The sequence below is a fragment of the Nocardia sp. NBC_00565 genome, from assembly GCF_036345915.1.
Classification (GTDB): domain Bacteria; phylum Actinomycetota; class Actinomycetes; order Mycobacteriales; family Mycobacteriaceae; genus Nocardia.
The window spans coordinates 5,062,343-5,075,834 of record NZ_CP107785.1 but is presented as its reverse complement, the minus strand read 5'-3'; the positions used below and the strand labels follow the sequence as shown (position 1 = coordinate 5,075,834).

Sequence of the window (13,492 nt, the reverse complement as noted above, 5' to 3'; positions counted from 1 at the left end):
TCCCGGTGCGTACGGTCGGCGACCATGTCCACCGAAGCCATCGACAAGTCCGTGCCCCTGCGCGACCGCCTCCGCACCGCCCTGTCCGCCGCGATGAAGACCCGCGACCGCAGCGCCATCGCCGGTCTGCGCTCCGCTCTCGGCGCCATCGACAATGCCGAAGCCATCGACACCGTGGACATCAAGGCCGGAGCCATCGAGACCAGCGCCGTAGGCCTCGGCGCCGCCGAAGCCCGCCGCCGCCACCTCACCGAGTCCGATATCGAACAAATCGTCCGCACCGAAATCGCCGACCGTCACAAGGCCGCCGACGAATACGACACCCTCGCCCGCTCCGACCACAGTGAATTACTCCGCGCCGAAGCCGCCGCACTGACGGCGCAACTCTAGCCCGGCTCCAGCCACTCCGCCCTTGCGCGACTTCGGGATCCACGCCGGGCGGAGTCGGTCGACCACGAGCCGCGCGGGACGGAGACTGTCGACTCCGAGACCGCGCAGGCTCGGCGCACCGACGGCCGCCGAGCCCACCCGTCGTCGATGCGGTGGTGTCGACCTGTCGCGCAAGAAGGCGCCATGGTGTCGAGTCCGGCTGTTCGGCAGGCGAATTCGGATACCCGCGCGGGTGCGGTGCCAGGGCATCGCGCCGACTGTCGCGGTGGTGCTGGGCCCCGGTGCCGGTGCCGATGCCCGGCCGGGCAGGTGTATGCGGCGCAGGGCTTGTCGATGGGCGTCAACTACGGCACCAACAAGGTGCGATTCCCCACTCCGGTCCCGGGGCGGCCCAGTGCTGCAACGACACTCAGCTGGGTGAGTACTCCCAGCGTTTTCCGGTGGGCAGGTCGTTCACAAGGAGGTCCGGGCCTGCCAGGCGGCTCGTGTCCGCGGCGGTGCCGGTGGTGCGGAACAGTCGCGAGAGCGGGTCGTGGCCGTGGGCGTCGTGCACTGGGACCAGCACCCGTGCGCCGAGCGCGATCGCACCGGCGACGGCCTGATGCGGCCCCATGACCAGGCGAGGGCCGAAGAGGGGACGTAATCCGTTGACCGGAAGCAGCGTGACGTCGGCGGGTGGCTGGTCGACGCGGTACCGCTCCAATGGCGTGACTTCGGCGATCTCGCCGCCGAAGAACACCCGGCCGCTCGGTGTCTCGAAGGCATAGGCGTTGTTGGGCCAGATCAGCGTTTTCCCCGAAGGCACTACCCGCATGGAGATTTGGCGGGCGATGTCCCGGGTTTGTCCCCACCCCAGATGCTCGGCGCGCTGGAAGCCCTGTGCCTTGGCGCGGCGGGCCATGGCGGGGGTGGGCACGTAGAGCGGTGTGGTGTCTTTTGCTGGTAGGTGCCGTAGTCCGCGCAGGTCCCAGTGGTTGGTGGCGAGGTTGGTGACGACGATGGCGGTGAGCGGGGGCAGGTCCTCGGGCTGCATGCCGAGCGGCTCGCCGCGGCGCAGCCACCATCGTTCGGTGAACCACGGGTCGGTGAGTATGGCGTGGCCGTCCAGCTCCAATAGCACGCTGGAGTTGACTATGCGGGTGACCGCGACAGATGGCTTGTTCATACGGTCAGCGTCGCGGTTAATGTATGCATGAAGTCAAGCGAGTCGTTGACCATCGGTGAGTTGGCGGAACGGTTCGGGCTCGCGACGCACGTGCTGCGGTATTGGGAGAGCATGGGTCTGCTGGATCCGTCGCGGCACGCGGGTGGCCAGCGTTCATACGGCGGGGCCGACCTGGAGCGTGTGGCGCTGATTCTGATGGGCAAGGAGGCCGGTTTCACGCTGGGCGAGTTACGGACGCTGCTGTTGGCGTCCAGTCCGATGGACCACCGGGACCTGCTGCACCGCCACGTCGCAGAACTCGGGCGGCGCATCGCACAGGCGCAGGCGGCCAAAGAGTTGATCGAGCACGCACTCGCGTGCCCGCACAGCTTTGCCGAATGCGAGCACGCGCGCGAGCAGATCATGGCGCGGATTCCCCCTGCGCTCGTCCGGGGTCCGGACGGCGTCCATGACCGCAATCGCGGCTGAGCTACGCGGAGGTCGGGAGGGCGTCGATGTACTTTTCGGCGATGGCGTGTTGGATGGCTCGGACCACCGGTCCGCCGAGTCGGACGTACCAGGCACCCGGGCGCGAGAACGCGGTCACCAACCCGTAGACGCTGTCGTCGGCTGGGTCGTATTCGACGGCGAACAGTTCCTCGCCGATCTCCGGATGGCCGGGCAACGTGCCGTAGGCGAAGCCGCGCCGGTCGGGTTCGTCGAGGACGTACACCACCCGGCATGGTGCGGTGATCCCGACCGGCCCGACGCCCAGCCGCACTGTCAGACCGGTGCCGGGCTCGGCGACCGGGGTATCGGCCTGCTGAAAGATGCCGGTGCCCTTCTGCATTCGATATGCCAGAATCTCCGCACCCGAGCGTTCGAACAGGACACGCCCATACCCGATGCGGCGCCGCAGCCGAAACCGGTGATACCCCGCCGGAAGCTCACCCTTCGTCGCCCCCACCTCGGCGTAGGTAAACGGCAATTCCCCGAGCCCATATCCCATAACCACGATCTTCGTCCCAAAACCATCCCCTCGGAAGAGCGTCCTGCGCCACAGCCTCACGCCTCAGATCACCGGTTTCAGCCGTAGGGGAGTCGGGTGGAGCAGGCCGAGTGGATCGATGTATTCCCGGCGGCTGTGTCCGCCCGCTTCTCGCCGTGCGCCCCAGTGCAGGCAGGCGGCCGCGCCGCAACCCTCGTGGCCCGATTCCAAAATGCCGATTCGTGTCCCGCGACCGACCCGGAGGCCAACCGAAACCTCAGCTCGCACTGGCTCATATGTGGTTCGCAGCCCGCCGGGATGGTCGATCGACACGACCGGCTTATCCGCGACTTTTCCCGCGAACACCACGATTCCATCTCCGGCGGCGAGTACCGCCTGCCCGGGCGTACCCACCAGATCGACACCGCGGTGCCCGGGCAGCCAGTCCTGCGCCGGTTTGTCGAACCGTCGCTCGACCGCGGGTCGTGGCTGTAGCGGCCAGCTGAACTCGCCGTGCGGAGCAGCCGAAACCGGTTGCTCCGCAACGACTCCCAGCAGGGCGATCACCCCGACGACGATCGACACCAGCCGCCGACCCGGCCCGCCCGCCCTGCTGACATTCATCCGAAATCAGCGCGAGAGGGGGAGCGGAGTGCGCTTGACCAGGTCCAGCAGTCGGAGCAGCAGATCATGGACAATCCGCGGCAACGAACTCGCCGAACCGGTGCCCGCACTGCGTGCGATTTCGGAGGGCAGCGCAGTCACCGCGACGTCCGCACGCAGCCCATTCGGCGTGACGTTCACAACCAGCGGCGCGAACCGGAGCGGATCCGGAACACGGACCGATCCATCACCCGATCGCGGCGCGGAACACGCCGAACCCGTGCACTCCCCGAACACGACTTCCGATGTGCGCCCGACCGCATCGGTCGGAGGTCCCCACGGCACCGCCGCGGCAACTTCGCCATCCGGCGGCGCGGCCGAAACCGGCTGTGCCACAGCCAGCGACAACAGGAACAGCGGTGGGATGAGCATGGTTATCGAGATAGCTATGCGATTCATGCTTCAAGCCTCGGCCGGGGAGTGCGTCCGCAGTACCCCCGTTCCGGCGAGTGTGGACAACTTCCTCGGTTGTGGAGATCGCCCGTTTCGGCCCATGACAGGGCGATTTAGGAACTCACCCGCACAGCCCGTAGACTGGTCGAGCGGTCTGTGCTTGCACGGACCGACTTCGCGCGCCACCCCGTGCTTGTTCGTAACGGCGCTGTTCGAACCGAGGCTCGACTTCGTGATCGGCAGTGCGTATGCGGAGCAGGGAATCATCGGCTGGTCCTGATCCTCGTGATCGGGTCCGATGATTCGGAGGCGCCAGGGCAGTGGATCACCGATTCACCGCGTCAACCGGCAACGAAAGAGAGATACGGCACTATGGCTGTCGTAACAATGAAGCAGCTGCTCGACAGCGGCGCGCACTTCGGACACCAGACACGGCGCTGGAACCCGAAGATGAAGCGGTTCATCTTCACCGACCGCAACGGCATCTACATCATCGACCTGCAGCAGACGCTGACCTACATCGACAAGGCCTACGAGTTCGTCAAGGAGACCGTCGCCCACGGTGGCACCGTCCTCTTCGTCGGTACCAAGAAGCAGGCCCAGGAGTCGATCGCGGCCGAGGCGACTCGCGTCGGGATGCCCTACGTCAACCAGCGCTGGCTGGGTGGCATGCTCACCAACTTCTCCACCGTGCACAAGCGCCTGCAGCGCCTCAAGGAGCTCGAGGCGATGGAGCAGACCGGTGGCTTCGAGGGTCGCACCAAGAAGGAAATCCTCATGCTCACGCGTGAGATGAACAAGCTCGAGCGCACTCTCGGTGGTATCCGCGATATGGCCAAGGTGCCCTCGGCCATCTGGGTCGTCGACACCAACAAGGAGCACATCGCCGTCGGCGAGGCGCGCAAGCTGAACATCCCGGTCATCGCGATCCTGGATACCAACTGCGATCCCGACCTGGTCGACTACCCGATCCCGGGTAACGACGACGCGATCCGTTCCGCCGCGCTGCTGACCAAGGTCGTCGCCTCCGCGGTGGCCGAGGGCGTGCAGGCCCGGGCCGGTGCCTCCACCGGTGACGACAAGCCGGAGGCCGGCGCGGGCGAGCCGCTCGCCGAGTGGGAGCAGGAGCTGCTCGCGCAGGCCGCCCCCGCCGCCGCCGAAGCCGAGGCGGCTCCCGCCGAGGCTCCTGCCGAGGCTCCTGCCACCCCGGCCGACGCCTAATTGACGCGACCGCGTCTGTTCACCTTGCCGACCCCTCCTAGGTAGGAGTGGTCGGCAAGGTGGTGTTACCACCCGAGACGACACACAGGAGGATCGCCACCGATGGCGACTTACACCGCCGCTGACGTGAAGCGGCTGCGGGAGCTCACCGGCTCCGGGATGATGGATTGCAAGAACGCACTCGTCGAGACCGATGGTGATTTCGACAAGGCCGTCGAGGTGCTGCGCATCAAGGGCGCCAAGGACGTCGGCAAGCGCGCCGAGCGCGCGACCGCCGAGGGTCTGGTCGTCGCCAAGGACGGCGTGCTGATCGAGATCAACTCCGAGACCGACTTCGTCGCCAAGAACGACGAGTTCCAGGGCCTCGCCGACAACATCGTGACCGCCGCCGCGGCCGCCAAGCCGGGCGACCTGGACACGCTGAAGGCGCTGAAGCTCGACGGTCAGACCGTCGAGGAGGCGCTGCAGGCGCTGGCCGCCAAGATCGGCGAGAAGCTCGAGCTGCGCCGCGTCGTCTCCTTCGACGGCCCGGTCGCTGTCTACCTGCACAAGCGGGCCACCGACCTGCCGCCGGCCGTCGGCGTGCTGGTCGAGTACCAGGGCGAGGGTGACGCCGCGGCCGACGCCGCGCGTGCCGTCGGCATGCAGGTCGCCGCGCTCAAGGCCAAGTACCTGACCCGCGACGATGTGCCGGCCGAGGTGGTGGAGAACGAGCGCCGCATCGCCGAGCAGACCGCCAAGGAAGAGGGCAAGCCCGAGGCCGCGCTGCCGAAGATCACCGAGGGCCGGGTCAACGGCTTCTTCAAGGACGTCGTCCTGCTGGAGCAGGCGTCGGTCACCGATTCGAAGAAGACCGTCAAGGCCCTGCTGGACGACGCCGGTGTCACCGTGACCCGCTTCGCCCGCTTCGAGGTCGGTCAGGCCTGATAACGCCGCGATACCCCTCGTATTCCGCATACGGTGTACGAGGGGTTTCGGCTGTCCGGACGTTGTGCGTTCACCCGCAATTCCCCGACCTGACCGGGCGGGTTCGTTGCGTCCGAGGGGGTCTTCTACCCACGTCGAATCCGAGTAGGGCAGGATAAGGGCGCTCTACGTTTGAGAGCCTGGGCGTCGCTATCCGGCCCACCTGCCTGCCGAGACCCGAATCCACCGCCGAAGGAGACGAACACCCATGACGGACCCCGGGACCGACCGCCCAGGATATCGCCGGGTGCTCCTCAAATTGGGCGGGGAGATGTTCGGCGGCGGCAAGGTCGGGCTCGATCCCGACGTGGTACAGACGGTGGCGGAGCAGATCGCCGAAGTGGTCTCCAGCGGAGTTCAGGTGGCCGTGGTCATCGGCGGCGGCAACTTCTTCCGCGGCGCCGAACTCGAGGAGCGCGGTATGGAGCGTGCCCGCTCGGACTATATGGGCATGCTCGGCACCGTGATGAACAGCCTTGCGCTGCAAGACTTTCTGCAACAGCAGGGCATCGATACGCGTGTGCAGACCGCGATCACCATGGGGCAGGTGGCCGAGCCGTATCTGCCACTGCGCGCCAAGCGGCACCTCGAGAAGGGCCGCGTGGTCATCTTCGGCGCCGGCATGGGTATGCCCTACTTCTCCACCGACACCACCGCCGCCCAGCGCGCGCTGGAGATCGGCGCGGATGTGGTGCTGATGGCTAAAGCCGTCGACGGGGTGTTCACCGCGGATCCCCGGGTCGACGAGAGCGCGACCATGTACACCGAGATCACCCACAAAGAGGTCATCGAGCGTGACCTGAAGGTCGCCGACGCGACGGCCTTCAGCCTGTGTATGGACAATCAAATGCCCATCCTGGTGTTCAATTTGTTGACGAAGGGCAATATCGCCCGTGCGGTCGCCGGTGAGAAGATCGGCACATTGGTTCGGTCCTGACCCCGCGCCCGCGGATCATGACGATGACGACGCTGTGGAGGAAACGGTCGTGATTGAAGAAGCGCTCTTCGACGCCGAGGAGAAGATGGAGAAGGCCGTCTCGGTGGCGAAGGACGATCTCGGGTCCATCCGTACCGGTCGCGCGAATCCTGGCATGTTCCAACGGATCGTCATCGACTACTACGGTTCGCCGACCCCGATTACCCAGGTGTCGAGCATTTCCGTGCCCGAGCCGCGGATGGTGGTGATCAAGCCGTACGAGCAGTCGACGCTCGGCGCGATCGAAACCGCCATTCGCAACTCCGATCTCGGTGTCAACCCCACCAACAACGGTGACATCATTCGGATTTCGGTCCCGCAGCTCACCGAGGAGCGGCGTCGCGAGCTGGCCAAGCAGGCCAAGGGCAAGGGCGAGGACGCGAAGGTGTCAATCCGCAATGTCCGCCGCAAGGCCATGGACGAACTGTCGCGGATCCAGAAAGATGGCGAGGCGGGTGAGGACGAGGTCGGGCGCGCCGAAAAGGAGCTCGACAAGACCACCGCCAGATATGTCGGCCAGGTCGATGAACTGGTCAAGCACAAGGAAGCTGAACTGCTCGAGGTCTGACGCCGGACTGCGGCGTGCGCGATGGCCCCGGTAGCTTGCGTAACCACGAAGGGCACCGCCAAATGCCGCCGATCAGACATCGAGGGCCCGCCCGGGCGGGGGACGAACGGAACGACGAGTTGAGCGACGGGACAATCGTGGCCGAGAATGCCGCCGCGACCGGTGCGGCCGAGGAGCCGAGGCCGGCCAACGGCACAGCCGATGCGAGGGATGGGCACGCGGCCGACGCGTCGGCCGGAAATACGGTCGACGCGATCCCGGAAGCCGTACGCCACGAACCCGTTGCCGCTGAGCCCGCGACGTCCGAGCCTGCGATATCCGAGCCTGCGGCCGGTGGATCCGAGACGCCCGAAGCTGCGACGTCTGGATCGGTAAGTGGTGGTCCCGCGACTTCCGGTTCTGCAACATCGGAAACCTCGACTGACAGCGCCGCGACGGCCGGTTCGCTCAGTGGCGGCCTGACAGCTGATGCGGGCGACGAGCCGGTGAGTACGCAGCAGGGAGATCCGGCCGAACCCGCACCCGCCGCCTCCCGCGCGGGCCGCAACCTGCCCGCCGCGCTGGCCGTCGGATTCGGCCTCGGCCTTTCGCTCATCGCGATCCTGCTGTTCGTGCCGAAGGTGTTCATCGGGGTGGCGGCCGCCGGCGTCGGCGTCGCCACCTGGGAGGTCGCCAAGCGGCTGCGCGAGGCGGATGTCCTTGTCCCGCGGATTCCGCTGATCGTCGGTGGTCAGGCGGTGTTCTGGCTGGGTTGGCCGTGGGGTGCGAGCGGGGTCGCCGGCGCGTTCGCCGCAACCACACTGATCTGCATGGTCTGGCGCCTGTTCGACCACGGGCTGCAGACCGCACCGCGAAACTTCTTGCGCGACACCGCGATCACGATCTTCACGCTGGCCTGGATCCCGCTGCTCGCCTCCTTCGCGACCCTGCTGCTGCTCGAGCCGGACGGCAACCTGCGGGTGCTGACCTTCATGATCCTGGTGGTCTGTTCGGACGTCGGCGGATATGTGGCCGGTGTGCTGTTCGGCCGCCATCCGATGGTGCCCGCGATCAGTCCGAAGAAGTCCTGGGAGGGCTTCTGTGGATCGCTGGTGTTCAGCGTCATCGGTGGTCTGCTGACGGTCACCCTGTTGCTGGAGGCCAATTCGATGATCGGCGTGGTACTCGGCGTCGGGCTGGTCCTGATCGCGACCGTCGGCGATCTGATCGAATCGCAGGTCAAACGGGAACTCGGCATCAAGGACATGGGTACGCTGCTGCCCGGCCACGGCGGGATCATGGACCGCCTCGACTCGATGCTGCCCTCGGCTTTCGTCTCCTGGCTCGTGCTCTCCAGCCTGCTCTGAGCCGTCCGCTCGGGTGCGGATGAACCGAGGAACGCTAGCGCTTCGCAGCGCGGCGGAGTTGGAAGATGCGCATGCCGCCGACCAGTGCCATGACCAGCGCGCCCGCGATCACCGAGAGCAGCACCAGGATGCCGACCGGTAGTGAGAAGTTCCAGAAGAACAGGTCGACTCGCTGCTGCTCCAGGTTCTGCAGGATGAAGATCAGCAGCACGATCGCGATCAGCGCCGCGGCGACCAGCCCGACCCAGGTGTTGCCGGTCCGGGTCTTCAGCACCGACCGGCGACCGGTCGGTTCCACCGACTTGCGGCCGGTCGGCGCGGCCGGAGGCGCGACCGCTTCGGTGAACTCCGGCTCGGGCGACTCGGCATTGCTGGTCATACTCCGATCATCGCCGATCGCTATCGCCGACGCACGCATTTGATCGCCGGGGTGCGTATCTCATGGTATTGGGGCGTCTCATGAGGTCGGCTCGGTGCGATCGAACGTGACCTTCGTCGCCTCGGGCGTCGTGCTGGTCACCTCCGGTCCGAACCCGACGCCCGAGATGGGACACTGGAGAAACTATGACCGTCTCCCTGCCCCTCGTCTTCGATGCTCCGCGCCGTGGCATGCCGCCGCGGCACCTCGCCGACCTCGATGCCGACGGGCGCAAGGCCGCGGTCGAGGAGCTCGGTCTGCCGAAGTTCCGCGCCGACCAGATCGCGCGCCAGTACTACGGACGCCTGCAGGCCGATCCGGAGCAGATGACCGATCTGCCCGCCACGGTGCGGGAGAAGATCGGCGAGGCGCTGTTCCCGCCGCTGATGTCGGTCGTCAAGCACGTCGCCTGTGATGGCGGCGAAACCCGAAAGACCTTGTGGCGCGCGGGCGATGGCACCCTGCTCGAGAGCGTGCTCATGCGCTACCCGGACCGCGCCACCCTCTGCATCTCCAGCCAGGCCGGCTGCGGCATGGCCTGCCCGTTCTGCGCCACCGGCCAGGGCGGCCTCAACCGCAACCTCTCCACCGCCGAGATCGTCGACCAGGTCCGCGCCGCGGCCGCCGCCATGCGCGACGGTGACGTCGCCGGCGGGCCCGGCCGCCTGTCCAACATCGTCTTCATGGGCATGGGCGAACCGCTTGCCAACTACAAGCGCGTGGTCGCCGCGGTCCGTCGCATCACCTCGCCCGCGCCGGATGGTTTCGGCATCTCCCAGCGCAACGTGGTTGTCTCCACCGTCGGCCTGGCCCCCGCCATCCGCAAGCTCGCCGACGAAGACCTCTCGGTCACCCTCGCGGTCTCGCTGCACACCCCCGACGACGAGTTGCGCGACACATTGGTCCCGGTGAACAACCGCTGGTCGGTCTCCGAAGTCCTTGATGCCGCACGGTATTACGCCGACAAGAGCGGCCGTCGCGTCTCCATCGAGTACGCGTTGATTCGCGATATCAATGACCAGCCGTGGCGTGCGGACATGCTCGGTCAGAAGCTGCACAAGGCGTTGGGTTCCCGCGTTCATGTCAACGTGATACCGCTGAATCCGACTCCGGGCAGCAAGTGGGATGCCAGCCCCAAGCCGGTCGAAGCGGAATTCGTCCGCCGGGTGAATGCCGAGGGTGTGCCGTGCACGGTCCGCGACACTCGCGGTCAGGAAATCGCCGCCGCCTGCGGACAGTTGGCGGCCGAAGGCTAGGCTCGCCGGTCGGCAAGGTCGGTTCGTCAGATCCCCGTACCACGTTTCTCGGCGGGCATTCACTGCGGCTCGCGCCGTGCCCGTTCCAGGACTTCTTCCTCAGTGAGGGCACTGGCAGGGTGATGGCTCAGGCACATCGGGACCATAATTTTGCCGAAGCCGGCGCCCTCCGTCGCGCCGTAAAACCTGCCCGCCGGCAAGCGCGAGATGTCGTCGACTCGGCCCCCTTTCGCCCGTGCCAGTTCTTGGGCGGCTTGGATCTGAACTGATGCGTTGAGCAAGCCGAAGAATTGCGTCGCCGCGTTGCCGGTGACCAAGTTGTGCAGTGCTTTTGGTGCTTGGGTCGCATACACCAGGCCCAGCCCGTATTTGCGTGCCTGGGTGGAGAGTTTGAGGGTACTTTCCGTGGATGCCGTCGTTCCGCGTGACGGGGCGAACGTCTGAGCCTCGTCGAGGACCAGCAGTCCTCCGATAGGTCGGTCTTCAGCGGGGTTTCGCTTGATCCAGGCGAACAGTGCCAATTCGAGTTGATTGACGAACGTCTGACGTTGCTCGTCAGTGGTCAGTCCGATGCAGCTGATCACCGAGACTCTGGCGCGCTTTCCTACGGTCGGCGTGAGTAGTGCGCCGGGGTCGAGGCGCGTACCAGCGCCGCCGAATACTGGATCGTTGATCATGGCCGCGTTGAGCTCGTCTGCCATGCCCGCCGCCAATTGCGCATCGTTTCTGATCGTGCTGACTCCTTCGGGCAGGTTGCCGAGCAGTGTGACGAATGCACTCAGATCGGTGCCGCCGTGCCTGGCGAAATGGGTCAGTGCTTGGGTTAGTACCGCTGTGCCTGTGCGCACCTTTCGCGTGGTCAGGCCGGCACGGGGAATCAGGCCGGCGACTGAGGCGTCGATCGAGGTTCGGAACTCGTCGGGATCGTCCAGCACATCACTGAAGTCGGGAAGCGGGTTCAGCGCGATCGGGCGGCCTGCTTCGCGCCGGGGTGTCCAGATGATCACCTCTGTCCCGGAGAAGTATTGGTCTGCGCGCCCGGGATCATCGTGGGCCCAGGTGCCCGGCGGCGACGGCCAACGGTCGCCCAGTCGGGACAAGTCGTTGTTGGTGTCGATCAGGATGGACGAAACACCCTGGAGCGCAGCCTCTTCCACCAGGCGACGGAGCAGAACCGTCTTACCCGATCCACTGCCTGCAAACACTGCGGTGTGTTTGCGTAGCTGCATCAATGGGATCCGAAAACCTGCGCCGTTCTCCACGTTGCGTCCGAGCGTGATCGAAGGCTCGTTGTGAGCTGCGGCGGACGCGATGGTCGCCGTCTCAGTCACGGTGGCAGTGTCGAGGTTGGCCAGGGAAAGCTGCTCTGCCGCAACGATGCTTGCTGTTTTATCGGCGAAAACGCGGTTGAGTAAATGCGACTTGCTTGCGGGTCGGCGAACCGTCAGCCAGCCGAGGAATCCCGGCGATGCCTCGGCAAGCATCGTAGCGAGCGCCGTAAAGGTCCGTAGATCTTCTCCCGATATCGGCAGTGCGATCCCTTGCGCGGCTTGGAATTCGGCCACGGCAGCCGTGGTAACTGGTCCCGTGGAAAAGGCCGAGTTCCGCAAAACCACTAGGTGCCGCTTGGGGGCCACGGGCTGGATGCCCGCCTCTAAGCAGGCGGACCGCAGCCGAGTCAGCACTGCCTTGTGATGGCTGTGCGCGATGCCCCGAAAGCTCCAGTGCTCCTCGTCCTCACTGGCCTCGTCGAGTGTCCGGCGTAGCCGCGCATGTAATGCGGGCTGGACGATTGTCGCCGGGTCGACCGTCAGCTCATGGCTAGTGCTGACCTGCTCGAGCACGTAGCAGTGCAGCGCCGCATTCAACAAAGAGAACATCAGATCGTCTTCGCGTTTCGGATCCAGTGGCCCGACGGTATCCGCATCCGCTCGTAGTTTCGTGAACCGGCCGTCCATGGCCGCCAGATCGTCAGGGGCGGGCGGCGCGGGGGTGAGCGGCTTCCGCGCCGGTTTGCCGAAAAGTGCGAGTTCGCTGATCGCGTTCTCGGCCAGACACCTACGGGCGTGTTCCTCCACCTGCTGGAGCAAACGGCGTGGTGTGAAATCGGCGACTTCTGGATCGTCGAAAGCTTTGGGCAGCACCGGCCACGTCGGGTACGGCGGTTCGAAACCTGTCTCTCCGTAAAGGCTTCCGAGATGTCGCTCGACGATCGCGGTCGCCAGTGCGGCGGAGGGCATAGCTGTCGACAGTTCGAGCACCTTGAAGCGGTCCGCGGCGGAATTCGCGGCCCGAGTGGCGATCAGCTCCCACGATTTCGGGATGCAGGCGGCGACAATGAGAGTGCGAATGGTTTCTTCGCGCATCCGCATGAGGCCGTCCGCGAGGCGGTTCGCGAGACTGTCTTCGTCCGTATGCCCGGATTGCGCTATGACGGTGTCGATCTGATCGATCGCCAGCACGACGGGACCGGTAAGGGCAAACAGTCGGGTTACATCACGGAATATCAGCTGCGGGACCCTCTTACTGCCACGGAAACCCCACGCGGCTCGGTCCGATTCGTCGATGCCGTCCTCGAGGGTAAGGAAACTGTGCCCGACTTCCCGCAGATTCCCCTTGGCTTGGTACAGCACCAGTGCACGCAGCGTGTCTCGGCACTGTAGCGCCACCTCCGGGTCGAGTTCCTCGACGCGTGTGACAAGCTCGTCTATATCGCCCCTACCCGCCGCGATCGTTCCGCGCAGCCGCATCCGAAGCTCCATCCCGCAGCCGGTTAGCTCCGCGAGGGCGCCGAGCATCTGGCCGAGTTGTCCGCCGTCGGACCCCAGCAGTTGAGTGACGATTCCGTGCACCGCGCCTGCCCAGAACGACTGACCGTCAATCAGCTTGGGCATGAAGAATGAGCCGCCCTGCTGCTGCGTATATTGCCGCAGCCAGCCGAGCATATGGGTCTTGCCCACACCGCGTTCGCCGCTGAGGACCAGCCCCGTCGGTGTGCTGCGCGGCCTGTTACCTGCCGCTTGCACGGCTCGGCTGATCGCATCGACCGCCGCTGGATGCAGGCCGTCGACATGGTTGGTCAGTGGACTCCAGACTTGGTCCGGGCCGAGCACACTGCTGAACTGAATTGATGTGAGGGCATGGTGTTGTTCCTCGTTCACCG

Annotated in this window: 14 protein-coding genes; 8 read left to right on the top strand and 6 right to left on the bottom strand. The window is 65.9% G+C overall.

Going from position 1 to position 13,492, the window contains the following annotated elements; translation table 11 throughout:
- Positions 1-24 precede the first annotated feature (24 nt).
- The gene (locus tag OG874_RS23850) at positions 25-390 is read left to right on the top strand and encodes a hypothetical protein (RefSeq protein WP_330249368.1); all 366 of its coding nucleotides are present in this window, start codon (positions 25-27) and stop codon (positions 388-390) included.
- 409 nt (positions 391-799) lie between these two features.
- On the opposite strand, the gene OG874_RS23845 is transcribed toward OG874_RS23850, so the two are convergent.
- Positions 800-1,555: an MBL fold metallo-hydrolase gene (locus OG874_RS23845; protein ID WP_330249367.1), complete on the bottom strand. Its 756-nt coding sequence runs from the start codon at positions 1,553-1,555 to the stop codon at positions 800-802.
- Positions 1,556-1,582: 27 nt separating this feature from the next.
- Here OG874_RS23845 and OG874_RS23840 point away from each other — a divergent pair, with 27 nt between their 5' ends.
- Positions 1,583-2,023, top strand: coding sequence for a MerR family transcriptional regulator (locus OG874_RS23840; protein ID WP_330249366.1), 441 nt, complete (start codon positions 1,583-1,585; stop codon positions 2,021-2,023).
- Between the two features lies 1 nt (position 2,024).
- On the opposite strand, the gene OG874_RS23835 is transcribed toward OG874_RS23840, so the two are convergent.
- The 3 genes from OG874_RS23835 to OG874_RS23825 form a co-directional block, all read right to left on the bottom strand.
- Positions 2,025-2,543 (bottom strand): DUF1990 family protein, encoded by a 519-nt coding sequence (locus OG874_RS23835; protein ID WP_330249365.1) that lies wholly within the window; start codon positions 2,541-2,543, stop codon positions 2,025-2,027.
- 63 nt (positions 2,544-2,606) lie between these two features.
- Entirely contained in the window at positions 2,607-3,146 is a 540-nt protein-coding gene (locus tag OG874_RS23830) for a M23 family metallopeptidase (protein WP_330249364.1), read from the bottom strand.
- A gap of 6 nt (positions 3,147-3,152) precedes the next feature.
- Entirely contained in the window at positions 3,153-3,584 is a 432-nt protein-coding gene (locus tag OG874_RS23825; protein ID WP_330249363.1) for a hypothetical protein, read from the bottom strand.
- 366 nt (positions 3,585-3,950) lie between these two features.
- On the opposite strand from OG874_RS23825, the gene rpsB reads away from it, so the two are divergent.
- From rpsB to OG874_RS23800, 5 genes are all read left to right on the top strand, one after another.
- Positions 3,951-4,799 carry a 30S ribosomal protein S2 gene (rpsB, locus tag OG874_RS23820; RefSeq protein WP_330249362.1) on the top strand — a complete coding sequence of 283 codons (849 nt, stop codon included), beginning with the start codon at positions 3,951-3,953 and terminating at the stop codon, positions 4,797-4,799.
- Between the two features lie 102 nt (positions 4,800-4,901).
- Positions 4,902-5,726 (top strand): translation elongation factor Ts, encoded by an 825-nt coding sequence (tsf, locus tag OG874_RS23815; protein WP_330249361.1) that lies wholly within the window; start codon positions 4,902-4,904, stop codon positions 5,724-5,726.
- Positions 5,727-5,973: 247 nt separating this feature from the next.
- Positions 5,974-6,702, top strand: a complete 729-nt coding sequence (gene pyrH, locus OG874_RS23810) for a UMP kinase (protein ID WP_062993453.1) — start codon at positions 5,974-5,976, stop codon at positions 6,700-6,702.
- 49 nt (positions 6,703-6,751) lie between these two features.
- Positions 6,752-7,309, top strand: a complete 558-nt coding sequence (gene frr / locus OG874_RS23805; protein WP_330249360.1) for a ribosome recycling factor — start codon at positions 6,752-6,754, stop codon at positions 7,307-7,309.
- 458 nt (positions 7,310-7,767) lie between these two features.
- Complete coding sequence (locus OG874_RS23800) at positions 7,768-8,655, top strand: phosphatidate cytidylyltransferase (protein WP_442943421.1); 888 nt, start codon at positions 7,768-7,770, stop codon at positions 8,653-8,655.
- 34 nt (positions 8,656-8,689) lie between these two features.
- On the opposite strand, the gene OG874_RS23795 is transcribed toward OG874_RS23800, so the two are convergent.
- A complete protein-coding gene (locus OG874_RS23795; RefSeq protein ID WP_330249359.1) occupies positions 8,690-9,034 on the bottom strand; it encodes a LapA family protein in 345 nt (114 codons plus the stop codon).
- Positions 9,035-9,219: 185 nt separating this feature from the next.
- Between OG874_RS23795 and rlmN the strand changes: the two genes are divergently transcribed.
- Positions 9,220-10,329, top strand: coding sequence for a 23S rRNA (adenine(2503)-C(2))-methyltransferase RlmN (rlmN, locus tag OG874_RS23790; RefSeq protein WP_330249358.1), 1,110 nt, complete (start codon positions 9,220-9,222; stop codon positions 10,327-10,329).
- Positions 10,330-10,388: 59 nt separating this feature from the next.
- Here rlmN and OG874_RS23785 read toward each other — a convergent pair whose 3' ends face one another.
- On the bottom strand, positions 10,389-13,490 hold the full coding sequence (locus tag OG874_RS23785; RefSeq protein WP_330249357.1) for an ATP-binding protein: 3,102 nt from the start codon (positions 13,488-13,490) through the stop codon (positions 10,389-10,391).
- Positions 13,491-13,492 lie beyond the last annotated feature (2 nt).

What these genes read in the sequence shown, in the direction of transcription:
- pyrH (WP_062993453.1), top strand. Translation starts at nt 5,974, where the DNA reads ATGACGGACCCCGGGACCGACCGCCCAGGATATCGCCGGGTGCTCCTC.
- OG874_RS23835 (WP_330249365.1), bottom strand. Translation starts at nt 2,543, where the DNA reads ATGGGATATGGGCTCGGGGAATTGCCGTTTACCTACGCCGAGGTGGGG.
- rlmN (WP_330249358.1), top strand. Translation starts at nt 9,220, where the DNA reads ATGACCGTCTCCCTGCCCCTCGTCTTCGATGCTCCGCGCCGTGGCATG.
- OG874_RS23830 (WP_330249364.1), bottom strand. Translation starts at nt 3,146, where the DNA reads ATGAATGTCAGCAGGGCGGGCGGGCCGGGTCGGCGGCTGGTGTCGATC.
- OG874_RS23840 (WP_330249366.1), top strand. Translation starts at nt 1,583, where the DNA reads ATGAAGTCAAGCGAGTCGTTGACCATCGGTGAGTTGGCGGAACGGTTC.
- tsf (WP_330249361.1), top strand. Translation starts at nt 4,902, where the DNA reads ATGGCGACTTACACCGCCGCTGACGTGAAGCGGCTGCGGGAGCTCACC.
- OG874_RS23850 (WP_330249368.1), top strand. Translation starts at nt 25, where the DNA reads ATGTCCACCGAAGCCATCGACAAGTCCGTGCCCCTGCGCGACCGCCTC.
- OG874_RS23795 (WP_330249359.1), bottom strand. Translation starts at nt 9,034, where the DNA reads ATGACCAGCAATGCCGAGTCGCCCGAGCCGGAGTTCACCGAAGCGGTC.
- OG874_RS23845 (WP_330249367.1), bottom strand. Translation starts at nt 1,555, where the DNA reads ATGAACAAGCCATCTGTCGCGGTCACCCGCATAGTCAACTCCAGCGTG.
- rpsB (WP_330249362.1), top strand. Translation starts at nt 3,951, where the DNA reads ATGGCTGTCGTAACAATGAAGCAGCTGCTCGACAGCGGCGCGCACTTC.
- OG874_RS23825 (WP_330249363.1), bottom strand. Translation starts at nt 3,584, where the DNA reads ATGAATCGCATAGCTATCTCGATAACCATGCTCATCCCACCGCTGTTC.